The organism is Sphaerisporangium sp. NPDC049457 (assembly GCF_055586705.1).
The window spans coordinates 209699-232621 of sequence record NZ_JBVJHR010000004.1; the positions used below are offsets into that span (position 1 = coordinate 209699).

At 73.7% G+C, this 22923-nt stretch carries 19 protein-coding genes; 14 read left to right on the plus strand and 5 right to left on the minus strand.

Going from position 1 to position 22923, the window contains the following annotated elements; all coding sequences use genetic code 11:
• Positions 1-12 precede the first annotated feature (12 nt).
• A complete protein-coding gene (locus ACZ6QO_RS08535) occupies positions 13-618 on the minus strand; it encodes an Rv1733c family protein (RefSeq protein WP_465848936.1) in 606 nt (201 codons plus the stop codon).
• A 407-nt stretch (positions 619-1025) separates the two neighbouring features.
• Here ACZ6QO_RS08535 and ACZ6QO_RS08540 point away from each other — a divergent pair, with 407 nt between their 5' ends.
• The gene (locus ACZ6QO_RS08540; RefSeq protein WP_465848937.1) at positions 1026-2099 is read left to right on the plus strand and encodes a hypothetical protein; all 1074 of its coding nucleotides are present in this window, start codon (positions 1026-1028) and stop codon (positions 2097-2099) included.
• A 114-nt stretch (positions 2100-2213) separates the two neighbouring features.
• Here ACZ6QO_RS08540 and ACZ6QO_RS08545 read toward each other — a convergent pair whose 3' ends face one another.
• Complete coding sequence (locus tag ACZ6QO_RS08545; RefSeq protein WP_465848938.1) at positions 2214-3488, minus strand: APC family permease; 1275 nt, start codon at positions 3486-3488, stop codon at positions 2214-2216.
• 78 nt (positions 3489-3566) lie between these two features.
• Positions 3567-5642 carry a bifunctional copper resistance protein CopD/cytochrome c oxidase assembly protein gene (locus ACZ6QO_RS08550; protein ID WP_465848939.1) on the minus strand — a complete coding sequence of 692 codons (2076 nt, stop codon included), beginning with the start codon at positions 5640-5642 and terminating at the stop codon, positions 3567-3569.
• Between the two features lie 228 nt (positions 5643-5870).
• On the opposite strand from ACZ6QO_RS08550, the gene ACZ6QO_RS08555 reads away from it, so the two are divergent.
• Positions 5871-6065, plus strand: coding sequence for a CsbD family protein (locus ACZ6QO_RS08555; RefSeq protein WP_465848941.1), 195 nt, complete (start codon positions 5871-5873; stop codon positions 6063-6065).
• Positions 6066-6140: 75 nt separating this feature from the next.
• Here ACZ6QO_RS08555 and ACZ6QO_RS08560 read toward each other — a convergent pair whose 3' ends face one another.
• Both ACZ6QO_RS08560 and ACZ6QO_RS08565 read right to left on the minus strand, forming a co-directional pair.
• Positions 6141-6782, minus strand: a complete 642-nt coding sequence (locus ACZ6QO_RS08560) for an RraA family protein (protein ID WP_465848943.1) — start codon at positions 6780-6782, stop codon at positions 6141-6143.
• 305 nt (positions 6783-7087) lie between these two features.
• The gene (locus tag ACZ6QO_RS08565) at positions 7088-7540 is read right to left on the minus strand and encodes a VOC family protein (protein WP_465848944.1); all 453 of its coding nucleotides are present in this window, start codon (positions 7538-7540) and stop codon (positions 7088-7090) included.
• 358 nt (positions 7541-7898) lie between these two features.
• On the opposite strand from ACZ6QO_RS08565, the gene ACZ6QO_RS08570 reads away from it, so the two are divergent.
• The 12 genes from ACZ6QO_RS08570 to ACZ6QO_RS08625 all read left to right on the plus strand — a co-directional run bounded on the left by ACZ6QO_RS08570 (position 7899) and on the right by ACZ6QO_RS08625 (position 22883).
• Positions 7899-9230 carry a hemolysin family protein gene (locus tag ACZ6QO_RS08570; protein WP_465848945.1) on the plus strand — a complete coding sequence of 444 codons (1332 nt, stop codon included), beginning with the start codon at positions 7899-7901 and terminating at the stop codon, positions 9228-9230.
• The gene (locus ACZ6QO_RS08575; protein ID WP_465848947.1) at positions 9227-10249 is read left to right on the plus strand and encodes a hemolysin family protein; all 1023 of its coding nucleotides are present in this window, start codon (positions 9227-9229) and stop codon (positions 10247-10249) included. The genes ACZ6QO_RS08570 and ACZ6QO_RS08575 overlap by 4 nt, the downstream gene beginning before the upstream one ends.
• A 182-nt stretch (positions 10250-10431) precedes the next feature.
• Positions 10432-11742 (plus strand): acyltransferase family protein, encoded by a 1311-nt coding sequence (locus tag ACZ6QO_RS08580; RefSeq protein ID WP_465848949.1) that lies wholly within the window; start codon positions 10432-10434, stop codon positions 11740-11742.
• A 144-nt stretch (positions 11743-11886) separates the two neighbouring features.
• The gene (locus ACZ6QO_RS08585) at positions 11887-13332 is read left to right on the plus strand and encodes an LCP family protein (protein WP_465848951.1); all 1446 of its coding nucleotides are present in this window, start codon (positions 11887-11889) and stop codon (positions 13330-13332) included.
• 226 nt (positions 13333-13558) lie between these two features.
• Positions 13559-14227: an HAD family hydrolase gene (locus tag ACZ6QO_RS08590; RefSeq protein WP_465848953.1), complete on the plus strand. Its 669-nt coding sequence runs from the start codon at positions 13559-13561 to the stop codon at positions 14225-14227.
• A 112-nt stretch (positions 14228-14339) separates the two neighbouring features.
• On the plus strand, positions 14340-15773 hold the full coding sequence (gene gndA / locus ACZ6QO_RS08595) for an NADP-dependent phosphogluconate dehydrogenase (protein ID WP_465848954.1): 1434 nt from the start codon (positions 14340-14342) through the stop codon (positions 15771-15773).
• Between the two features lie 211 nt (positions 15774-15984).
• Positions 15985-16944 carry a 3-oxoacyl-ACP synthase III family protein gene (locus tag ACZ6QO_RS08600; RefSeq protein ID WP_465848956.1) on the plus strand — a complete coding sequence of 320 codons (960 nt, stop codon included), beginning with the start codon at positions 15985-15987 and terminating at the stop codon, positions 16942-16944.
• Positions 16945-16955: 11 nt separating this feature from the next.
• Positions 16956-17705: a glycosyltransferase family A protein gene (locus ACZ6QO_RS08605; protein ID WP_465848958.1), complete on the plus strand. Its 750-nt coding sequence runs from the start codon at positions 16956-16958 to the stop codon at positions 17703-17705.
• Entirely contained in the window at positions 17702-18901 is a 1200-nt protein-coding gene (locus tag ACZ6QO_RS08610) for a cytochrome P450 (RefSeq protein ID WP_465848960.1), read from the plus strand. The genes ACZ6QO_RS08605 and ACZ6QO_RS08610 overlap by 4 nt, the downstream gene beginning before the upstream one ends.
• On the plus strand, positions 18898-20496 hold the full coding sequence (locus ACZ6QO_RS08615) for a class I adenylate-forming enzyme family protein (protein WP_465848962.1): 1599 nt from the start codon (positions 18898-18900) through the stop codon (positions 20494-20496). The genes ACZ6QO_RS08610 and ACZ6QO_RS08615 overlap by 4 nt, the downstream gene beginning before the upstream one ends.
• Before the next feature lie 130 nt (positions 20497-20626).
• Positions 20627-21571, plus strand: a complete 945-nt coding sequence (locus ACZ6QO_RS08620; protein ID WP_465848963.1) for an NAD-dependent epimerase/dehydratase family protein — start codon at positions 20627-20629, stop codon at positions 21569-21571.
• 136 nt (positions 21572-21707) lie between these two features.
• Positions 21708-22883 (plus strand): cytochrome P450, encoded by a 1176-nt coding sequence (locus tag ACZ6QO_RS08625; protein ID WP_465848965.1) that lies wholly within the window; start codon positions 21708-21710, stop codon positions 22881-22883.
• The last annotated feature ends 40 nt before the right edge of the window (positions 22884-22923 follow it).

Here is a 22923-nt window from a genome sequence, read left to right on the forward strand (position 1 = left end):
TCACCACGCCTCTCAGGGCTGGCGCGGGCGACGCCACCGCTCGTGGACGCCGGCCCACTCCGCGTCCCACTCGGCGTAACGGCGGCGGTCGAGCAGCCACCGGACGAGCGCCAGGTTCAAAAACAGCACGCCTCCGGCCGCCGCCATTACGCCGAAGCCGGCGACGACCGTGTCGGCGACCGTCTGCGGACGCGTCCGCGGAGCGGCGGCCGGCCGCCCTGCGGAGTCGACCCACATCTTCAGGGCGGAGCCGGCCTTGGCCTGCGCGGGAACGGCCATGACCTCGGTGTGCGGCCTGCCGTCCGGGGTGTACCAGCGGACCTTGGCCTTGATGCCCAGCACGGCGCCCTGCGAGGAGACCGTGCTGGTGCTGGCGGCGTCCTCCAGCAGGACCGCGGTCACCTGCTTGCGCAGGACCGGCTCCTCGCGCTCGGCGGCGACGCCATGCTGGTAGACCACGCGGGCGGCGACGGCCGCGGGCCACAGACTGATCAGGAGTGCCAGCAGCGTGACCAGCACGGCGACGGCCTCGACGCGGTCAGAGCGACGGCGCAACGGGTTGCGGTCGAACCGATATCGGCGAGCACACCGCGTCGTCCACCTGGCCAAGGATCGCATGGGGCACCTCCCTGTCAGGGAATCCGCTATCCAGAGTCGGCCACGAGCGAGCGAACCGGCAGGGTCTTACGACGCCACTGCGATGTGACGTTGGACCCTGCCCGTCACCTGCGCCTTCGTACGCATGGTGACGCCTGTTATCCAAAATACGACGACTTCCCGGCAGGTGGTATTCCGGCCCGGGGGATGGGCGCGAGACCTTCCCCGGGCGGGCGGGCGAAGAATCTCCGCAGGTCGGGACGGGCCCGGGGCGTGCGATTACCCGCCTTCCCGCTTGTGATGTTCTGCGGCTTAGGTGATGGGTGGGAAGATTGCGAATGTTGAAAGAACTGTGAAGTTTCCGGACAGGCCGCTGTCGAAGCTGCTAAGAAGTTGCGCGGCCAGGTTTCAAAGCAGAGAGGTTCGAGATGGACCGCGACGGCAACCCGAGATCCCACGACGAGGATCCTCTGAAGCAGACCGGTCCCTTCAGCATCGACTGGGCCGCGGAGCCTGAGCGTCCGGGCGGCGACGTGCTCTCCGACGGATGGACGCCCGGGCGCGAGTCCGTCCACGCCCACGGCGACGACTCCGCCGACTTCGACCGCCCGGGTCATGAGCGCGGCGAGGGGTACGACGCGCCCGGCGACCACACCGAGCGCTACGACCACACCGAGCGCTACGACCACACCGAGCGCTACGACCCCGCGGAGGGCTACGACCCCGCGGAGGGCTACGACCCCGCGGAGGGCTACGACCGCGCCGAGGGCTACGACCGCGCGGAGGGGCCCGGCGAGCACACCGAGGGCTTCGAGGCGTCGGAGCACTACGAGCGGCCGGAAGGCTACGCGCGTCCGGACGGCGACGACTGGGGCCCCGACGACGAACACGCGCCCGAGGGCGAGGAGCAGCGCCGCGGGTTCCTCGGCTCCGGCTGGACCGGGGACAGCGACCTGGAGGAGGAGAAGAGCGGCAGGAACAAGGGCCTCATCCTCGCCATGGCCGCGATCGTCGTGCTGGCGGTCGCGGGCGGCTGGATCGTCTCCTCCTCGGTGGGCTCCAAGCCCGAGGCCGCGTGCGCGCCGGCCGCCGACTGCACTCCCGCCGGCCAAAAGGCGACCCTCGGCAGCGACGACCCGTCCGCCGGTTCGACCGACGCGGCCACCGAGCCGCCCGTCACGCCCGAGGAGAGCGAGGAGGCGACGCCGACGCCCAGCGTCTCGCCGTCCGCCGAGCCCACGACGGCCTCCCGGCCGCGGACGACGCAGCAGCCGACGACGCGGCCCTCGCCGACGCGCACCCGCCACACGTCGGCCCCGCCCACGCGGACGCCCGGCGAGCCCGAGCAGGAGCCCGAGCAGGAGGACCCGCGGGTGCAGGACGACAAGCCGACGGCGACGTCGTCGCCCTCCCCCACGCCTCCGCCCACCACGCAGGCGCCCGAGCCCCAGCCGACTCCGACCGAGAAGAAGCGCGGCGGCCTGCTCGACTGGCTGTTCTGAGACGGCGGCCCGCTCGCCCTGCCGTTCGCGCAGGGCTGCGCGGCCGTTCGCGCAGGGCTGCGCGGCCGTTCTCGCAGGGCGCGCGGCCGTTCCGCGGCGGCGCCGGACTCGCGTTCAGCGCCGCCTGAGCACCCTGCGCACCGCCCAGGCGACCGCGCCGAGGACCAGCACCCCGCCTCCGGCGAGCGTCGAGGACAGGGGAAGGCTGAAGGCCAGCACCAGGCAGCCGGCGAGCCCGATCACGGGCACGGCCCGCATGGGACGGCCCTCTTCAGCGGTCAGCGTGAGCGCCGAGGCGTTGGCGATCGCGTAGTACACGAGCACGCCGAAGGACGAGAAGCCGATCGCGCCGCGCACGTCCGCCGTGCCGGCGACGATGCCCGCCACCAGGCCGACGGCCAGCGCGGCGCGGTGCGGCACGCGGAAGCGGGGGTGGACGGCGTCCAGCGGGCGGGGAAGGTGACCGTCCCTGGCCATGGCCAGCACGGTGCGCGAGACCCCGAGGACGAGCGCCAGCAGCGATCCGAGGGCGGCCGTGGCCGCGCCGACCGTGATCAGCGGGACCAGCCCCGCCGCCCCGGCGGCCCGGACGGCGTCCGCGATGGGCGCGGTGGAACGGGCGAGACGCGCCGGGCCGAGCGCGGCGAGCACGGCGGCGGCCACGACGGCGTAGGCGACCAGGGTCAGCCCCAGGGCGATGGGGATGGCCCTGGGGATGGTGCGCGCCGGGTCCCGCACCTCCTCGCCGAGAGTGGCGATGCGGGCGTATCCGGCGAAGGCAAAGAAGAGCAGCCCGGCCGCCTGGAGCACGCCGCCCGGCGTCATCCCGGCGGGCGCCGGCGCCAGGAACGGCGCGGCACCACCAGTGAGACAGGCGACCACCGCGACGGCCAGCACCACCAGGACGACCGCCACGATCAGCCGGGTGAGCCAGGCCGCCTTGTGCACGCCCACGTAGTCGACCGCCGTGATCGCCGCCACGGCCGCCACCGCCACCAGGTGCTCGTGCCCGGGCCAGGCGTAGGCGCCCACGGTCAGCGCCATCGCCGCGCAGCTCGCGGTCTTGCCCACCACGAAGCCCCAACCGGCGAGATACCCCCAGAAATCGCCCAGGCGCTCGCGGCCGTACACGTACGTGCCGCCGGAGGCGGGGTAGCGGGCGGCGAGCCGTGCGGAGGAGGTGGCATTGCAGTAGGCCACCAGCGCCGCGAGGGCGAGCCCCAGCGGCAGCCCCGGCCCGGCGGCCGCGGCGGCCGGGCCGAACGCCGCGAACACCCCCGCGCCGATCATCGAGCCGAGGCCGATCACCACCGCGTCGCCCGTGCCCAGGCGTCGCGCGAGTGCGGCGGAGGATCCGTCCGCAGGGCCCGGGGCCGGCGACCGCGTCATGAGGGACACCTTAGACGCGGCGCGCAAGGCTGAAAAAGGCCGGTGGGGCAGCGGCGCATCGCGCGATCCGCCGGTGGGTCAGGCATGCATCGCGCGATCGCCGGACGCCGAGACGTCCTGGGCCGCGAGGCGACGGCGGGCCTGGCGCCGCCGGACGGCCATCAGCACGATGAGCAGCGCGATCACCAGCGCGGCCGTCCCGGCGCCGAGGACCGCGCCCGCGCTCTGGTCGGCGGCGCGGTCGGGCACCCACGGGGTGGCGAGCGCCGCGTACCAGTCCGCCCCCTGCGCCGGACCGGCGAGGAACAGCAGCACCACCCAGATCTGCACGGCCAGCGCGCCAGCCAGCATGCGGACGCGCACTCCCGGGCCGATCGCCCTGGGCAGCGGGTCCACCCCCAGCACGACGAAGAAGAACCACGTGCCCGTCACCGCCATGACGGCCATCGCGGCCAGGCGCACGGCGAGGCTCGACTGGACCGGCTCGAACAGGCCGGTGACGTAGAGCAGGAAGTACGGCAGGGCGTACAGGGCCGTGGCGGCCGCCGGGTGCGTCAGCGCGGTCGCCACCGGGCCGTTCGCCGCACGGCCCACCAGCGGCGCGGCCTCCCGCAGCGGCACCAGAGGAGCCCCGAGGGCGAGCAGGGCCGGGCCCACGGTGCCGATGAGGGCGTACTGCAGGGCGTGCATGGAGAACATCGCAGGACCATACGCGGCCACCCCGCCCGCCACGCCGTACAGCAGGACGAGGATGCCCGCCATCGCGGCCGCCGTACGACCGGCCGGCCATACCTGCCCGCCCTCCCCGCGGCCCTCCCCCCGGCGGGCGAGCCGCCACACGCCCACCAGGTAGGCGACGCCCACGCCGGCCACGAGCAGGATCAAGACGGGGTCGGGCCGGGTCTCGGTGAGCAGCCGCCAGGGCGAGAACGGCGGCAGGGAGTAGCCCAGCAGTTCGTGCTGGTCGTGCGGCGCGGCGGCGCGGGGCGGCGGGGTGCGCGACAGGCCGACCGCCAGCGCGATCGTGCAGGCCATCACCCCGGTCTCGGCGGCCGCCAGCCGCAGGAACGTCCCTCGGCCGCCGCCCCCGCCGTCCGCCGCCCCGGCCCCGCCGGACTCCCCTGGCTCCCTGGGCTCCCCGGATTCGCCGGACTCGCCGGACTCGCCGGACTCGCCGGATGCGTCGGACTTCCCGGATGCGTCCGGCTCGGCAGATTCGGCAGGTTCGGCGGGGACGGCGACGGCGGGGACGGCGGGGACGGCTTCCAGGGTCGCGATGGTGCTGCGGCGGTGGGTCCAGCCGAACCATCCCAGCACGCAGAGCGCCGCCACCTTGGCCAGGACCAGCAGGCCGTACCGGCTCTCCCACGCCTGGGACGCCCCGCCGAGCCGGACCCAGGCGTTGACCAGGCCGGAGGCCCCGACGGCGACGTAGCAGCAGAGCGCGACCGCGCTGAACCGCCGCACCGCGACGGCCGCCGCGGCCCCCCGGGCCCGCGAGCGGCTCAGGTGGACGACGAGCGCGAACAGGCCGCCCACCCAGAGCGTCACCCCGGCGATGTGCGCCATGAGGCTGGAGACGGCGATGTTGTGGTCGGCGGCCGAGGCGGAGTGGCCGACGTAGGCGGGCGGCAGGACGGCGAACAGCGCCACGGCGAGCAGCGCGACCCGGCCCCGGAAACCCCAGGACCGCGAGCTCGCGATCGCCACGACCACCGCGAGCAGCGTCACCAGCAAGAACGCCTGGCCCTGCGGCACCTGCGTGCTGTAGGTGGGCAGGAACCCCGACTCCAGCGCCTCCCCGACCGGCAGCCCGAGGAGGTCGGACATGGTGAGGATCTGGGTGAGCGCCGCGGCGAGTGCCCATCCGAGCGCCCACGGCCCGGCGGCGCGGATGATCGCGCGCCGGTCGTCCGGGCCGCCGGCCAGCGCCACCGCGGCGAGCAGCGTGCCGACCGTCGCGACCGCGCACACATCGTGGAGCAGCCGGACGACGGGCAGGCCCGCGGTCGTCAGCGGGCCGGGCGAGGGAAGGCCGGGGATCTGCCGCGGCGGCCATCCGCCGCCGAACCACATGGCCGCGAAGAGCACGGCGAGCGCCGCGGCGCTCACCGCCGCGGACACCAACACGATCGAGCGCCGGGGAGAGGCCATGGTCCCGCTTTCTCGTCATCGGACACGACGAATGCCACTGTTGCCCGCGCGTGATCAAGTATGTCCCGGGATCCCCGCCCATGGCGAGGTTTCCGTCGCTGATCCCCGTCCGGCTTTGTCGGCGCCTGGCAGGACTTGACGGAGTGGACGACCCTCTGCGGCGTTTACCCGCCCTCGCACCGGACAGGTGCAGTAGCGGGACAGACCCACAGCGAAGGGGGACTGATCATGGGTGCGGACGACAAGATCGCGAACGAGGCCGAGCAGCTCAAGGGCAAGGCCAAGCAGGGCGTCGGCGAGGTCACCGACGACGAGGAGCTGCGGGCCGAAGGCGAGGCCGACGAGGCCAAGGGCAGCCTGAAGCAGGCCGGCGAGCGGGTGAAGGACGCCGCGAAGAACGTCAAGGACGCCTTCAAGGACTGACCTTCCCGCCCGGCGCCGCCACGCGTACCCGCCCGGTGGACGGCGGGTACGCGCGGGCGGATCCGGCGAAGGCGCTCAGAGAGCGCGGCGAAGCTTGGCGACCATGTCCTCCCGGTATCTGTTGGCCTCCGCCAGCGTGGCGCCCTCGCGCAGCGCCGCGACGACGTTCTCCTCGGCGTCGGCGTACATGTAGGAGTCGGCGAACACGTCGGTCGAGGGCAGGGCGATCACCCCCGCGCCGTCCATGACGATGGTGGTGCTCTCGTCCACCGTCACGCCGCCGATCTCCACAGGGTCTCCGACGGCGGCGACGTGCACGCCGAGCCCGGGGCCGGCCGTCGCCTCGTACAGCGCCCACACGGGCAGGCCGAGGTCGCGGTAGGCGTTGACGTCGCGCACCCCGCCCTCGACCAGCAGGCCGCGCGCGCCCCGTGCCAGCGCAGCGCGGGTCAGGATCTCGTCCCAGACGGCCCCGGCCGCGGCCTGGGCACCGGCCACGACGATCACCCGGTCGGCCAGGCACTCGTCCATGATGGCGCACAGCGGTTCGAGACCGTGCTCGCCGGGTCCGGGCGCGAGCCGTACGGTGCGGGCCTTGGCGAACAGTCCCGGCGTTCGATGGACGGGGCGCAGCGGCGGGCTGAGGCAGCCCCTCTGGCCTCGTAACTGCAGTACATCCGCGATCGCGGTGGTAGGCGGAACCACGGTATCGATCACCTCTTATAGGTTGATTTCCGGATCTTGCCGACTGAGGTGGGCGCGTACGCACGCCCCTCGGGTGCGGTGTCAGACCTGCCGGAACGGGCCCTACCGGGTCGGATCACGCGCGCGCGGCGCGAGGCGGCGGATGTGCACGGCGCTCCTTCTTCCTGCGGTGGGGCCGGCCGCGCGAGCCGGCCGGCATCGTGTGGTGGTGGACGTCCTGAAACCGGTTCCAGTGAACCGCTTCAGCCGGCGCCCGTCCGCCGTGCGCCGGGGAAAGCGCCCGGCGGGCAGGCGGAGGGCGGCGGCGGGCGACGCCGTCAGTCGGCCCAGAGCGTGCGTACCTCCTCGAACACCTTCTGATCGTGGGAGATCTCGACGACGTTGCCGTCGGGGTCGGTCAGGGCGCAGACGTAGCCGACCGGGGGCGGCAGCCGCGTCGGCTCCCAGTGCAGGCAGCCGAGCTCCCGGGCGCGCCGGGCGATCTCGTCGACGTCCTGGTCGGCCGGCACCTCGATGCCGAGATGGGCGAACGGCGTCAGTTGCGGCTGCTTGCGTCCCCGGTCCTTGGCGAACTCCACCAGGACGAGCACGAAAGGAGTCTCCACCTGCCTGTCGTTGGAAAGCCAGGCGTTGCGCCCGTCCTTGTCCTCGTGTGTGGAGACCACCACGAGCGGGGTCATGGTCGTGTAGAACTCGATGGCCTTGTCGAGGTCGCCGCTTGGCAGCGCGACGTGCGTCCAGCGCGCCTCGGTGAGCTTCTTGCCGAGCACCAGTGCCTCCCTGAGCCGTCACCCTCGCCTCCGGCCGCTTCGCCCCGCCGGCCCGCCCGTCGCAGAGCCGTCGCCCGCCGGGCGGCCTTCGGCTTCCCTCCGTGGTACGTGCCCCGATTCGCGCCGCGGACGGCCCGCGCGCCTCCTCCGCCCCGCGGGAGTGATGTCGCCTGCGCGTAGTATCCGATCGGCGCGCCGCCGTGCCTAGAGGGCTCTCCGCCGTCCGCGTCCGCTCCGCGGGAATTCGGACACGGCATTCCCGAGCGAGGGGCCGGGCCGGTACGGTTTCCGGCCAGAGCCGGACAAGGCGTTGGATCTGCTCTACTGAAAGAGCGGGTTCCACGGGAGGACGAGGGCCGTGGTCGTCGATCTGATCTTCCTGCTGGGTGCGCTGGCCCTGGTCATCGCGAACGGCGTGTTCGTCGCGGCGGAGTTCTCGCTGGTGACCGTCGAGCGCGGCGAGGTCCAGCGGCTCGCCTCGGCGGGCGACCGCGGGGCCCAGGGAATCCTGGCGGCCGTGCGCCGCCTGTCGTTCCAGCTCTCCGGCGCCCAGCTCGGCATCACGATCACCTCGCTGCTGCTCGGCGTCATCGCCGAGCCCGCCATCGCCCACCTGCTGCGTCCCCTCGTCGACCGGGTCCCGGGGATGCCCGGCCAGGCGGGCGAGAGCGTGGCCGCGCTGCTCGGGCTGTTCGTCGCCACGGTGAGCCAGATGGTGCTCGGCGAGCTGGTGCCCAAGAACGCCGCCCTGTCGCGGCCGATGGCGATCGCCCGCATTTCCGCGCCCCCGCAGCGCGCCTTCTCCGCGGTGTTCGCACCGCTGATCAAGGCGTGCAACGCGACGGCCAACGCCCTGGTGCGCGCGCTCGGGGCCGAGCCGCAGGACGAGCTGGCCTCGGCGCGGTCCCCCGACGAGCTGAGCCTGCTGATGAGCCTGTCCGCCGAGGCCGGCGCCATGCCGACCGGCACCGCGGCCATGCTGCGCCGGGCGCTGCGCTTCGGCGACAGGACCGCCGCCGAGGCGATGACCCCCCGCACCGACTGCGTGACCGTGACCGACGGCGACACCGTCGCCGACTTCCTGACGCTCGCGCGGCGCGAGCGCCACCTGCGGCTGCCGGTGTCCGGCGGCGAGCTGGACGACATCGTGGGCGTCGCCTCGGTCGTGGACGCCTTCGCCGTGCCCGAGGCCGACCGGGCGACGACGCGGGTGGCGGCGATCCGGCGCCCTCCCCTGCTGGTCCCCGAGTCGCTCGATCTGGAGACCGTCCAGGAACGCCTGTTCTCCGCCCACAGGGAGATGGCGGTCGTGGTGGACGAGTACGGCGGATTCGCCGGCATCGTCACCGTGGAGGATCTGGCGGAGGAGTTGATCGGCGACATCGCCGACGAGTACGACCTGCCCGAGGAGGGGTCGGAGGAGCCCCGGGGCGCCCTGCTCGCCTCCGGCACGTCGGTGTCCGTCCCCGCGGTGCTGAGGGCGCACGAGGTGGAGGAGCGCACCGGCTTCCAGATGCCGGAGGGGCCGTACGAGACGCTCGCCGGCCTGCTGATCAGCCGGCTCGGCCGCCTGCCCGACCCTGGGGACAGCGCGGTGGTCGAAGGGTGGACGCTCAGGGCCGACACCGTGCGCCGCCACCGCGTCGAGCAGATCACGCTGACCGCCCCGGACGCGGAGGAGGGCCGATGACGATGCTGGACGCCCTGGCCATCGTGGTCCTGCTCGGGGTCAACGGGTTCTTCGTCGGCGCCGAGTTCGCGCTGATCTCCGCGCGCCGCACGCAGATCGAACCGGCCGCCAAGGAGGGGTCGCGGCGGGCGCGGGCCGTGCTGGCCGCCATGGACGCGGTGCCGCTGATGCTCGCCGCCGCGCAACTCGGCGTGACCCTCGCCTCGCTGGCTCTGGGCGCCGTCGGCGAGCCGGTGGTGGCGCACGCGATGGAGCCGCTGTTCGCCGCACTCGGCCTTCCGCCCGGCCTGGTCCATCCGGCGGCGTTCGCCCTTGCCATGATCGCCGTGGTCTCCGCGCACGTGATCATCGGTGAGATGGTGCCGAAGAACCTCGCCCTGTCGGGGCCCGACCGGGCCGCGCTGTGGCTGGTGCCCACGCTGCGCGTCGTCGCCCGCGCCACCCGCCCGCTGCTGGTGATGATCAACGCGATCGCGGCGGGCGTCCTTTGGGCGCTGCGCATCCCGCGCATCGAGGAGGTGCGGTCGGTCTTCACCTCCGACGAGATGCCGGCGCTGATCCAGGAGTCGCACCGGCACCGGCTGCTGGACCGGGACGAGCACGACCGCATGATCGCCGCCCTCGCCCTGTACGCGCGCCCGGTGGAGTCGGTGATGGTGCCGATCGGCGAGGTGGTCAGCGTCCCCGCCACCACCCGGGCGGCCGAGCTCCAGCAGTACGCCGGCCGGTACGGCCACTCCCGCTTCCCGGTGGGCGGCGCCGCCTCCGGCGGGCTCAGCGGCTACCTGCACGTCCTGGACGCGCTCAACGGCCACGCGCCGGACGAGCCGCTGCCGGCCCGCGACCTGCCGCACGTCGGCCATCGGACCACCATGGCCGACGTGCTGACGACGATGCGCAGGCGGCGGGCCCAGCTCGCCGCGATCACCGCCGACGACGGCACGGTGGCCGGCATCGTCACCCTGGAGGACGTCATCACCGGCCTGCTCCACCACGCCCGCCCGGACCCCGCCGCGTGACGGGGACCGCGAAGCGTTGACGGAGGGCCGTGCGCGGTCAGCGGGGGGGCAGGCGACGGGTGAACGGCGGGCAGGCAGCAGGTGAGCGGTGGGCCGGCCACGGGTGAACTGCGGGCCGCCTGTGACCGAAGACTCCCCGGACCGCGGTTAAACCCGCCGGTGTCCCGGGTACCGGGGCGCGAATGCGAGTCGCCACCCTCACGACGCCCCCGTCACCGCCCGCGCTCCGGGCGCCCGCCACCGGCCCGGCGCCGCGCGGCGTCCGGCAGTCATGGCTGGACGCCCTTCGCGGGATCGCCGCGCTGATCGTGGTCTTCGAGCACTCGCTGGACCCGCTGCTGCCGGAGGTCCGCGCGGCGATCAGCCCGTGGTTCGACTTCGGGCAGTACGGCGTGCTGCTGTTCTTCCTGGTCAGCGGCTATGTCGTGCCGATCTCGCTGGAACGGCGGGGCAGCGTCCGCGCGTTCTGGATCACCCGGCTGTTCCGCCTGTACCCGCTGTGGGCGTTCGCGGCGGCGGCGGGCACGGCCTTCGCCGTCATCGGGGTCTACAACGTCCTGCCCGCCCAGATCGCCGACCGGCCGTGGAGCGCCGCGCTCGCGCACGTCACCATGTTGCAGGACCTGCTGCAGGTGCCGAGCGTCGTCAACGTCTTCTGGACGCTGTCGTACGAGATGGCGTTCTACCTGCTGGTGACCGCGATGTTCGTGCTCGGCGCGCGCGGCGCCGGCGCCGGCGCCGCGCTGGCTCTGGCGGTGTGCGCGCCCGTCGCGGGCGCCCTCGTACCCGCGGGGCTGCTGTCGCGGAGCCTCGGCGTCGAGGCGGTCGTGGCCGTGACCGTGGTCGTGCTGGCCGGTGGCTTCGCCGCCGTGCTCACCCGCGACCCGCGCCTGCGGCGGGCCGGCGCGGTCGGCCTCGCCCTGCTCGCCGTCGTGCTGCTCGCCTTCAACAGCAGGGTGGGCGCGTGGCAGAGCCTGGTGATCATGGCGACGATGTTCGGCGGGACGGCCCTGCACCAGATGGAGCGCTCGGCCGCCCTGCGCGCGCGGTGGGGATGGGCGATCGGCCTGGTGCCGGCGCTGTCGGTCGCCGCGGCGGTGTGGCTCGGACCCGGCTGGGGCATGACCGAGGCGGGCCGGCAGGCGTTCACGTGGAGCTGGTCGGCCGCCGTGATCGGGGCCTGGCTCACGTTCACCGCCGGGCTCGCCCTGCGCCGCCGCGCCATCCCGCCCGCGCTGGCGTGGCTCGGACTGGTGAGCTACTCGATCTACCTGCTGCACCCGCTGCTGATCCAGGTGGTCCGGCGGATCACCGTGGACCCCTCGGCGATGGAGCTCGGCGTGCGGCTGGCGTGGGAGACGGCGCTGTTCGCCGCCGTGCTCGTCTGCGCCGCGCTCGGCCACCGCCTTGTGGAGCGCCCGGCGCAACGCCTGGGCCGCCGCCTGGCCGCGGGCCACCGCGGGGCCGACCGGCCGTCCCTGCAAAACCGATGATTTCCTGCGAATACTCCGCTGGTAACCACCACAATTGTGACGATCATGGCTAGACTTGCTCGCGGCTCGCCGGACGGGTGGATCCGGCGCCTGTAGTCGGCGTGTGGCCCGGAGCCACCAGCCCTGGCCATTTCCGTGGGGACAATGAACGGCGGGCTTGTCGGTGTGCGCCCTGACCGGCCTGTGGAGCAGTCCACGGGCGAGACGGCCGGCGGCGCCAAGGGGACGCGACCGTGGAAGCCATGGCTGTGGTGCCTGGTGGCGGCCGTCGCCGGGGTCTCCCTGGCGGCGACCGGCTCGCTGGTCGGCGCCTACACCAAGCTGAGCGGCAACATCAAGCACGTCGAGGTGGACGCCAGGGAGCTCGGCACCCGGCCCGCCAAGGTCAGCAAGGCGCTGAACATCCTGGTCGTGGGGTCCGACACCCGCGCCGGGGCGAACATCAAGTACGGTCACCGCCAGACGGGCGAGCGCACCGACACGATCATCCTCGCGCACGTGTCCCCGAGCAGGGACAACGCGCTGCTGATCAGCTTCCCGCGTGACTCGCTGGTGCAGCTGCCGGCCTGCGCGCCGAAGAACGGCCTGCCGGGCCAGCGGCCGCACATCGGCATGATCAACGAGTCGTTCAACTTCGGCGGCATCGGCTGCACCTGGAAGACGATCGAGTCGCTCACCGGGATCCACATCGACCACTTCGCCAAGGTCGACTTCACCGGGTTCAAGAGCATGGTCAACGCGCTCGACGGCGTCGAGATCTGCGTGCCCAAGCCGATCAACGACACCAAGGCCATGCTGCACCTGGCCGCCGGCCGCCAGGTCGTCAAGGGCGAGCAGGCCCTCGGCTACGTGCGCGCCCGCTACAGCCTGGGAGACGGCTCCGACATCGGCCGCATCCAGCGGCAGCAGATGTTCATCGCCTCGATGATCAAGAAGGCGATGAGCGGCGCCACGCTGACCGACCCGGCCCGGCTGTTCCACTTCCTGGACGCCGCGACCAAGTCCGTCACCACCGACCCGCGGCTCACCGTGGGCGTCATGAAGGACCTGGCGACGAGCGCCGAAGGGCTGGCGGCGGGCGACATCCGCTTCGTCACCACCCCGTGGCGTTACTCGCTCACCCGGCCCGGCCGGGTCGAGTGGGTCCAGCCGCAGGCCAGGCAGCTCTTCCACCTCGTCGCGACCGACACCAAGATCAAGCCCTCTGACGTCAGAACCGGCCGCCAGACCACCAAGGTGCCGAAGTCCAAGATCGAGATCTCGGTGCAGAACGGCACCTACCGCGGCGGCCTCGGCCGCCAGGTCGCCGCGGCGCTGGAGCAGCGGGGCTACACGGTCGTGAAGGTCGGCGACCTCAAGCGCAAGCCGTACGCCAAGACGACGATCAGGTACGCGGCCGACGGGCAGACCCGGGTGCCGACCCTCGCCGGCGACCTCGTGGTCTCGCGCAACCTGCCGGTGACCGGCGTGACGACCCGGCGGCTCCAGCTGGTGATCGGCGCCGACTGGAAGGGGCTCAAGCCCGCCGCGGTCTCCGAGGCCGACCTGAAGGGCATCGACGCCACGCAGGACTCCTGCTCGGCGAACTGACGCGCCCTGGCGGCGGCGTGCCGGAGCGAGTGAGCGCGGCCGCCCTGCCGGGCCGTTCGCGCCCCGCCTAGTTGGATCATCGCCGTCCGGGGTACGGAAACCGGCATGTGTCACTCTCCGCGCTCCACGCGGTGAGATCCGGCACGGCGGGCATTCCCGCCGTTCGGGAGCGTCGAGCGGCACGGGGGGCGGGCGAGTGCCCGGTGTCACACAGGGACGGTGAACGATGCGACGCGGAGTGATCTTCGATATCGACGGCACGCTGGTCGACACGAACTACCTGCACGTGGTCGCCTGGTGGGAGGGGTTCCGGCGGCAGGGCCACGACATCCTCATGGTGGACGTCCACGGGGCCATCGGACGGGCCGACCGGGCGCTGATCGACTACCTGCTCCCGCAGGCGAGCGACGAGGAGGCCGAGGCGATCGCCGAGACGCACGCCCAGTTGTACAAGCCGCGGCTCGACGAGGTGCGTCCGGTGCCGGGGGCGGGCGAGCTGGTCAAAGCGGTCGCCGACCGCGGATTGACCGTCGTGATGGCGACCAGCGCCCCCAAGGACGACGCCGAACGGCTGATCGCCCTCACCGGCGCGCAGGACGCGGTCTCCGAGCTGGTCCACGCCGACGACGTCGACAAGTCCAAGCCCAACCCCGAACCGGTGCGGCAGGCGCTGGAGAAGTCCGGCCTGCGCCCGCAGGACGCGGTCATGCTCGGGGACACCCTCTGGGACATGCTGGCCGCCCGTTCTGCGAAAGTAGGGTGCGTGGGCCTGCGCTCGGGCGGCATCGACACCGGCTCCCTGCTGGAGGCGGGCGCCGAGGCCGTCTACAAGGACTGTCATGATCTCCTCCAGCACCTGGAGGACAGCCCGATAGGACGGCTTCTCCGGAATTGATCCGGCCGGTGCCCGGGTTACCTTGATGGCCCAGCGTGGAGGCTCCCCTCGCTCCATCGAACCGGGTGGGCACTTACGGCGTATTGCCGGATCAGAAGGAGAGTGATCGGACATGGCACAGCAAGCGGTCATCGGTGTGACGGGACTCGGGGTCATGGGCCGCAATCTCGCGCGCAACTTTGCCAGGCACGGGTACACGGTCGCCGTGCACAACCGGACCAACACCAAGACCAAGGCGCTGATCGAAGAGTTCGGTCACGAGGGGGAGTTCATCCCCGCGGAGACGCCCGAGGAGTTCGTCGCCTCGCTGGCCCGGCCGCGCAAGATGGTCATCATGGTGCAGGCCGGCGCCTCGACCGACGCCGTGATCGACGAGTACGCGCCGTTGCTGGAGCCCGGTGACATCTTGATCGACGGCGGCAACGCCCACTTCGCCGACACCCGGCGCCGGGAACACGCGCTGCGCGAGCGCGGCATCCACTTCGTCGGCGTCGGCATCTCCGGCGGCGAGCAGGGGGCCCTGGAGGGCCCGAGCATCATGCCGGGCGGGTCGCCCGAGGCCTACGAGTCGCTGGGCCCGATCCTGGAGGACATCGCGGCCAAGGTCGACGGCGTGCCGTGTTGCACCTACGTCGGGCCGGACGGCGCCGGGCACTTCGTGAAGATGGTGCACAACGGCATCGAGTACGCCGACATGCAGCTCATCGCCGAGGCCTACGACCTGCTGCGCAAGGCGTCGGGGATGTCGCCCGGCGAGATCGCCGGCACCTTCCGCACCTGGAACGAGGGCCGGCTGGGCTCCTACCTCATCGAGATCACCGCCGACGTGCTGTCCCACGTGGACGCCGCCACCGGCAAGCCGTACGTGGACGTGGTGCTCGACCAGGCCGAGCAGAAGGGCACCGGCCGCTGGACCGTGCAGGCGGCCCTCGACCTCGGGGTCCCGGTCACCGGCATCGCCGAGGCGGTCTTCGCCCGGTCGCTGTCCGGCCACGTCGACATGCGCGGCGCGGCGCGCGGGCTCGCCGGCCCGGCCGGCGGCGGGCTCGGCCACTCGTTCGCCGACGAAGTCGAGCAGGCCCTGTACGCCTCGAAGGTCGTCGCCTACGCGCAGGGCTTCAACGAGATCCAGGCGGGCAGCGCGGAGTACGGCTGGAACATCGACCTCGGCGCGATGGCCACCATCTGGCGCGGCGGCTGCATCATCCGGGCCAAGTTCCTCGACCGCATCCGCGAGGCGTACGCGGCCGACCCGAGCACGCCCACCCTGCTGACCGACGCGCGGTTCGCCGCCGAGGTGGGCGACGCGCAGAGCGCGTGGCGCGACGTGGCCATCACCGCGACCAAGAACGGCATCCCCGCGCCCGGCTTCGCCAGCTCGCTCGCGTACTACGACGGGCTGCGCGCCGACCGGCTCCCGGCGGCGCTGATCCAGGCGCAGCGCGACTTCTTCGGCGCCCACACCTACCGCAGGACCGACCGCGACGGGGTCTACCACACCCACTGGGAGCTGACCGACCGCCCGGAGGCGCGCGTCGACGTCTGACGGCGCGGACGCGGGCGAGCGCCTCCCGGCGGGGTGCGACACCTGACGTCCGCCCGCCGACCGCCCGAGGCCCGGCCAGGTCCCGCTCCACGCGGGCCCCGGCCGGGCCGGGAGGCCGGTCCGAGCCGCCCTCCGTACCTGCCGCTCAAGCGTCAAAGTTCGGTAGATTGCCGACAACAGGCGACAGACAGCAGATGACACGGAGGGCGCGATGAAAGCCCGTATATCGGGCGTCGCGACGCATCTGCCCGCGCGCACCATGACCAGTGCCGACGTCGAGGCGCGCATCGAGGGGTACGTCCCGCACCGCGGCGTCATCGAGCGGATGACGGGCGTCGTGCGGCGGCACATCGCCGCCGACGACCAGCAGGCGTCCGACCTGGCGGCCGAGGCGGCGCGCGGCCTGGAGCACGAGGACGCCGACCTGCTGATCTTCGCGTCGGCCTCGCAGGACATGGTGGAGCCGGCGACCGCGCACATCGTCGCGGCGAAGCTCGGGCTGTCGTGCCCGGTGTTCGACGTCAAGAACGCCTGCAACAGCCTGCTGAACGGGCTGCAGGTCGCCGACGCGCTCATCCGCACGGGCGCGCACCGCAAGGTGCTGGTATGCACCGGCGAGATGCCGTCGCGCGCCGTACGCTGGCGGGTCGAGGGCCGGGCGCAGTTCGCGGACGCCTTCGCCGGCTACACGCTGTCGGACGCGGGAGCGGCCGTGCTGGTCACCGCGGACGCCGACCGCGGCATCTTCTACCGCGACTTCTCCGCCGACTCCACCGCCTGGGCGATCGGCACGCTCCCCGGCGGCGGCTCGGCCCACCCGCGCGACCCCGAGTACTCCTACTTCCGCGGCGACGGGCGGCGGCTGAAGGAGGCCTTCGAGCTGATCGGCCCGGACATCTTCCTCGACGCGCTGAAGCGCACCGGGCTCACCTGGGAGGACTTCTCGCTGGTGGCCGTGCACCAGGTGGCGCTGCCCTACCTGGCCGTTCTCACCCAGGCGCTCGGCATCCCCGAGGACCGCCTGGTGGTGACGCTGCCCGAGCACGGCAACTGCGCCTCGGCCACCCTGCCCCTCCAGCTGTGCGCCGGAGGCGCCCGGCCGGGCGACCGTGTCGCGCTGCTCGGGCTCGGCGGCGGCGTGAGCCTCGGCGTGCTGTTCGCGGATCTGTGAGGAAGCGCTCCATGAACCTGTGGGTGGTCGTCCCCGCGTACAACGAGGCCAAGGGCATCGAGGCGACCCTGCGCGCGCTGGAGGCGCAGGACGATCCCGCCTTCACCCTGCTCGTGGTCGACAACATGAGCACCGACGGGACCGCTGAGGTGGTGAAGTCCTACGCCGCCACGTCCCCGATGCGGATCGTCGTCGTCCAGGAGGCCCGCAAGGGCACCGGCGCCGCCGCCGACACCGGCGTGCGGCACGCCATCGCCCAGGGCGCCACCCATCTGGCCAGGACGGACGCCGACTGCGTGCCGCGCCGCGACTGGGTGCGGGCGATCAAGCGGGCCTTCGGCGACGGGCTGGAGATGGTCGGCGGCAAGCTCAGGCCGCGCACGGACGAGTTCCCGCTCAAGCTGTGGGAGCGGCGCCTCATCCCCTTCGTCGTCGGCGTGGCCGCCGCGTTCGGCCGCCTGCGGCCGGGCAACCGCGACGCCGGCCATCTCGGGCCGTACATCATGATGCCCGGCGCCACGGTGGGCATCACGGCCTCGCTCTACGAACGGTCGGGGGGCTTCCCCCGCACGGCCATCGAGGAGGTGCACGAGGACCGCGCCCTGGTCAACCGGGTGCGCAAGGTGACGCGCGCGTACGGCTCGCGGCGCGACGTGGTGGTGTACGGCTCGGTGCGCCGCCTGCGCGCCTACGGCCTGGCGGGCACCCTGGCCTGGTACGCCGACCACCACTACCGTCCCGACGTCGTCGACGTGCGATGACCGCCCGCGCTCCGGGCAGGGAGGCGCGCCCGCGCCGCGCCGGGCGGCGCCCGTGGAACGCCGGCCACGAGACCCGCCTCTACCTGGCCGCCCATCCGGTCGTCTACCCGCTGATGCGGCTGCTCGCCCGGCTCGGCCCGGTGGTGCGCGTGCCCGGCGTCGGGGTCGTGGTGAACGACGCGGCCACCGCCCGCGCCGTGCTGATGGACGAGCGCTTCCGCAAGGACGGCCCCGGCTCCCCCGGCGATCTGTGGACGCCCGTGCTCGGCCCGTCCGTGCTGCTCAACATGGAGGGCGAGGCGCACGCCGCGCTGCGCCGCAAACTCGCACCGCTGTTCGCCCCGGCCCAGGTCGCCTCGCTGGTGTCGCAGGTGCTGCGGGCGCCGCTCGCCGACCTGTCCGCGCGGCTCGCGCGCGGCGACACGGTCGACCTGGTGGACGAGATGCGGCTGATGGCGGGCGCGGTGATCTGCCGGCTGATCGGCATGGGGGAGGTCTCCCCGGACGACGCGCGGGCGCTTTTCGCCGACGGCGAGCGCATCGTGTCCATGGTGTCGCTGCGCTCGCGCCGCCTGTCCGAACGGCAGGTCGCGGCCGCCCGCCGGGTGCTGGACCGCATCGGCGACATCGCCGCCGCCGCGTACGAGCGGGGCGAGGAGACGACGCTCATGGGCCGCATGCGCTCCCTCGGCCTGTCGGCGGGCGAGGCGCGCGGCGCGGCGGGCGCGTTCTTCCTCACCGGCACAGAGACGGTGGCCACGTTCGTCCCCCGGCTGGTCGCGCTGCTGCACGACGCGGGCTCGCCGCCCGCCGGGCCCGGCGACCTCGACCGGGCGATCGAGGAGGCGATGCGGGTCACCACGCCGACGCCGATGATGCTGCGGTCGGTCGCCGCCCCCGCGCGCGTCGGGCGCGTGCCGGTGCGGCCGGGCGACCGCGTGCTGATCGCGACGCACAACTGCGCCCGCGCCCACGGGCCGTTCGACCCGGCCAGGACGCACCCTCCGGAGCTGCGCAGGCTCTGGTTCGGGGCAGGTCCGCACTTCTGCATCGGGTACCCGCTGGCGCTGGCCGAGATCCGCGCCGTGGCCGGCGTCGTGCTGTCCGGCCCCGTCCACGTGGTCCGCCGCAGCGCCGCCCGGGGCGTGCTCATCCCCACCTATCGCCACCTGTGGATCAGACGGGTCCCCACATGAGCGACGTGGTCGGCGGCGTCCTGGACGCCGCCCTGCGCGCGCCGCGCGGGGTCGCGCTCGTCGACGGACGCGGCGCGGCGCTGACCTACGGCGAGCTGCGGCGCCGGGTCCTCGCCGTCGCCGAGGCCATGACGGGGCTGCGGCCGGGCGACGGGGTGCTCTTCGCGGTGCGTCCCGGCCCGGACGCCGTGGCGCTCGCCCTCGGCGCCGTCGCGGCCGGGGGGATGCTGGTGCTCGCCGACCCGGGTCTCGCCCCCGCCGTGGCCGCCGGACGGATGGCCCTCGCCGAGCCGGCCTGGGTGGTCGCCGACTCGCTCGCCTACACGCTCAGCGGGCCGCTGCGCGGCCTGGCCCGCCGCCGCGGACTCTCGCTCCCGCACCTGCGCGACCCCGTGCCGGGCCGCCCGGTGCGTCACCTGTACGCCGGCCCGTGGCTCCCCGGCGTCCCCCGCGGCGCCGTACCACTGCGCGCTCTCCCCCGAGCCCGCCCCTCCGGCCCGCCCGAACACCAGGACCCGCCGGACGCTCCGGCGCGGTCGGGCTCGCCAGGCGACCTCGCAAGGGCCGGGCGCGCGGGACACCCCGAGCGGCCGGGCGGGGGCGCGGGGCATCCTGGGCAGCCGGCCGTGGTCGCGTTCACGTCGGGCACGACGGGACGGCCGCGCGGGGTCGTGCACACCCGCGGTTCGCTCGCCGAGGGGTCGGCGCTGTTCCGCTCGGCGGTCCCGCTCGGCCCCGGCGACGTCGTGCACACCGACCAGCTGATGCTCGGTCTGCCCGCGCTCATGGCGGGCGCCACCTGGTCGCTCCCCGGGGCGCGGCCGTTCGCGGAGGAGCTCGCGGCGCGGGGGGCGACCCATGCCTTCTGCGTGCCCGTTCGGCTGGACAGGATCCTGCGGGACGACCCGCGCCTGCCCGGCACCCTGCGCTGCCTGCTGCTCGGCACGGCCCCCGCGCCGCCCGCCGTGCTGCGCCGCGCCCGCGCCGCCGCGCCGCACGCCGAGATCCTGTCGGTGTACGCCATGACCGAGGCCCTGCCGATCGCGATCGCCTCGGCGGAGGACAAACTGGCCTGCCGGGAGGGCGACCTGCTGGGCACGCCGCTGCCGGGCGTCGCCGTGCGGATCGCCGGCGACGGGGAATTGCACGTCTCGGGGCCCCAGCTCGCCCGGGGCTACCTCGGCGAGCCGCCGCTGCGCGAGGTGGCGACCGGCGACCTCGCCCGCGTCGACGAGCGGGGCCGGCTGGTCCTGCTGGGCCGCAGGAAGGACATGATCCTCAGGGACGGGGTCAACATCTACCCGGGGCTGTACGAGCCCGCGCTGGCCGCGCTCGCGGGCGTGGCCGAGGCCGCCATCGTGGGCGTGCCCGACGCCGAGACCGGCGACGAGGAGGTCGTGCTGGCCGTGGTGGCCGACGACGGCTTCGACCCGGCGGCCCTCCGCAGGGCCCTCCGCAGGGCCCTGCCCGGCCTCATGGACGCCGGGGCGCTGCCCGACCGGGTGGCGGTGCTGGCGGACTTCCCCCGCGCCGGCCGCACCGACAAACTCGACCGCGCCCTGCTACGCGCCAGGCTCGCCCGGGAGGCGCGATGACCCGCGCGGCGGCCGCGCGGGCCCCCCGTCCCCCGGCCTCCCCACGACGGTCAGCGACACCCCGGCCGGAGGCGGCGCGGCTGGTGGCACATCGGCCGGGGACGCCTGGCGGTGTCCGGTGAGGGTGGCGGTGACCGGGGCGACGGGGTTCGCCGGCGGGGCCGTCTGCCGCGCCGCGGCGGCCAGGGGCTGGCAGGTGCACGCCTTCGGCCGCCGCCCCTTGCCCCCGTGCGACGGGCCCGGCGGTGGGGGGCTCGGGGATCTGGTGCGGTGTGGCGTCGTGCGTTATCACTTGTGGGACATCACCGGGCCGCCGGCCGAGGAGCCGCCCGAGGTGGACGCGGTGGTGCACTGCGCGGGCAGCGTGACCGACTGGGGTCCGGCGCGCGGGTTCTTCCAGGTGAACGCCGGCGGCGCGCTGCGGGTCCTGCGGGCCTTCCCCGGCGCGCGGTTCGTCCACGTCAGCACGGCGAGCGTCTACGACCCGTTCCGGCCCACCGTGATGGCGCGCGAGCACGAGTGCCGGGCCACGCGGTACGTCAACGCGTACGGGGCCTCCAAGGCGCTCGCCGAGCGGATGGTGCGGGACTCGGCGGTGGTGCTCAGGCCACACGCCGTCTACGGCCCGGGAGACCGCACCCTGCTGCCCCGGCTGATCGGCGCGGTCCGCGGCGGGCGCCTGTGGGCGGTCGGAGACGGTCGTCAGCGCATCAGCCTGACCTCGGTGGACAACCTGGTACAGGCGTGCATGCTGGCCGCGGAGGGCCCGGTGGACACCGGCGTGTTCAACGTGACCGACGCCGAGCCGGTCGTGCTGGACGACGCCCTCCGCCTTCTCCTGCGCGAGCGGGGGATCGCCGCCCGGCCGGCGTACCTGCCCGCCGCCGTCGCCGGGCCGCTGGCGGCCGTCGCCGAGACCGCCTTCCGCGTGCTGGGACGCCCGGACCCGCCGCGCCTCACGCGGTACGCCGTCGGCCATCTCGCCGTGGAGCGCACGCTGGACATCACCGCGGCCCGCGAGCGCCTCGGCTTCCGCCCTTCGCGAACGTCGTTCCGGGGAGCATCGCACTGGTGAGCCGCCCATGGACCACTTTTGATCACTATCTGTCATGACAAGTCTTGACAATGGGCATTGCGAGATCGTGGCGCAGATGCGACGGTCGATAGGACCGTTCGCGATGGGCAAGCGAACCGACGAGAGAGGCGCCACCGTGACCGATCTCCCTCAGCTGCCGTTCCAGCGGCGCCACCAGCTCGACGTGTCACCGACGTACCGCGAGCTGCGCCGGCAGGCGCCGATCACCAAGGTCCGCACCCAGACCGGTGACGAGGCGTGGCTGGTCACCGGCTACGAGGACGTCCGGCGCATGTTCGCCGACGACCGCCTCGGCCGCTCGCACCCCGACCCGGACTCGGCCGCGCGGGTGTCGGGCTCGGTGCTGCTCGGCGGCCCGATGGGCGACTACGAGACTGAGAAGGAAGAGCACCAGAGGATGCGCAAGCTGCTGGCGCCCGCGTTCTCGGCGCGCCGGATGAAGGCCCTGTCGGGCCACGTCCAGGAGCTGGTGTCCGGTCTGCTGGACGAGATGGCGCAGAAGACGCCGCCGGTGGACCTGCACGAGAACTTCTCCTTCCCGCTGCCCGTGCTGGTCATCTGCGAACTGCTCGGGGTGCCCTTCGAGGACCGCCACCACTTCCGCGCGCTGTCGGACGGCATGGCCGTCACGACCGACCCCGCGGCGTCCATGGCCGCGATGGAGAAGTTCAGCGCCTACATCCTGGAGTTGGTGCAGCAAAAGCGCAGGAACCCGGCGGAAGACGTCCTGTCGGACCTGGCGCACATGGACGCCGACGACAAGGAGATCGCCAGGCTGGGGGCGGGCCTGCTGTTCGCCGGGCACGAGACCACGGTCAACCGCATCGACTACGGCGTCGTCTTCCTCCTCGGCGACCTCGCCCAGCGTGACGCCCTCGCGGCCGACCCCTCGCTCGCGCCGGGTGTCGTCGAGGAGATCCTGCGCATGACCTCGCCCTCCGACCACGGCCTGGTGCGGTACGCGAAGGCCGACATCGAGGCCGGCGAGGTGACCATCCGCAGCGGGGACGCGGTGCTGCTCATGCCGTCGGCGGCGAACCGCGACGACAGCGTCTTCCCCGACCCGGACGCCTTCGACATCCACCGCGACAACCCCGAGCCGCACGTCGCCTTCGGATACGGCCACCACTACTGCATCGGGGCGAACCTGGCCCGGGTCGAGCTGAACGAGGTGTTCGGCACCCTGTTCCGGCGGTTCCCGACGATGGAGCTGGCCGTGCCCACCGAGGAACTGCGCACCCGCGGCGGCCGGTTGACCGGCGGGCTGATGGAGGTCCCCGTCACCTGGTGACCCGTCCCGGCCGCCTCGCCGGAAGGTTCTTCCGGTGTGT

What these genes read in the sequence shown, in the direction of transcription:
- ACZ6QO_RS08610 (WP_465848960.1), top strand. Translation starts at nt 17,702, where the DNA reads ATGACCGCCCGCGCTCCGGGCAGGGAGGCGCGCCCGCGCCGCGCCGGG.
- gndA (WP_465848954.1), top strand. Translation starts at nt 14,340, where the DNA reads ATGGCACAGCAAGCGGTCATCGGTGTGACGGGACTCGGGGTCATGGGC.
- ACZ6QO_RS08580 (WP_465848949.1), top strand. Translation starts at nt 10,432, where the DNA reads ATGCGAGTCGCCACCCTCACGACGCCCCCGTCACCGCCCGCGCTCCGG.
- ACZ6QO_RS08585 (WP_465848951.1), top strand. Translation starts at nt 11,887, where the DNA reads ATGAACGGCGGGCTTGTCGGTGTGCGCCCTGACCGGCCTGTGGAGCAG.
- ACZ6QO_RS08545 (WP_465848938.1), bottom strand. Translation starts at nt 3,488, where the DNA reads ATGACGCGGTCGCCGGCCCCGGGCCCTGCGGACGGATCCTCCGCCGCA.
- ACZ6QO_RS08600 (WP_465848956.1), top strand. Translation starts at nt 15,985, where the DNA reads ATGAAAGCCCGTATATCGGGCGTCGCGACGCATCTGCCCGCGCGCACC.
- ACZ6QO_RS08540 (WP_465848937.1), top strand. Translation starts at nt 1,026, where the DNA reads ATGGACCGCGACGGCAACCCGAGATCCCACGACGAGGATCCTCTGAAG.
- ACZ6QO_RS08535 (WP_465848936.1), bottom strand. Translation starts at nt 618, where the DNA reads ATGCGATCCTTGGCCAGGTGGACGACGCGGTGTGCTCGCCGATATCGG.
- ACZ6QO_RS08615 (WP_465848962.1), top strand. Translation starts at nt 18,898, where the DNA reads ATGAGCGACGTGGTCGGCGGCGTCCTGGACGCCGCCCTGCGCGCGCCG.
- ACZ6QO_RS08550 (WP_465848939.1), bottom strand. Translation starts at nt 5,642, where the DNA reads ATGGCCTCTCCCCGGCGCTCGATCGTGTTGGTGTCCGCGGCGGTGAGC.
- ACZ6QO_RS08590 (WP_465848953.1), top strand. Translation starts at nt 13,559, where the DNA reads ATGCGACGCGGAGTGATCTTCGATATCGACGGCACGCTGGTCGACACG.
- ACZ6QO_RS08555 (WP_465848941.1), top strand. Translation starts at nt 5,871, where the DNA reads ATGGGTGCGGACGACAAGATCGCGAACGAGGCCGAGCAGCTCAAGGGC.
- ACZ6QO_RS08605 (WP_465848958.1), top strand. Translation starts at nt 16,956, where the DNA reads ATGAACCTGTGGGTGGTCGTCCCCGCGTACAACGAGGCCAAGGGCATC.
- ACZ6QO_RS08575 (WP_465848947.1), top strand. Translation starts at nt 9,227, where the DNA reads ATGACGATGCTGGACGCCCTGGCCATCGTGGTCCTGCTCGGGGTCAAC.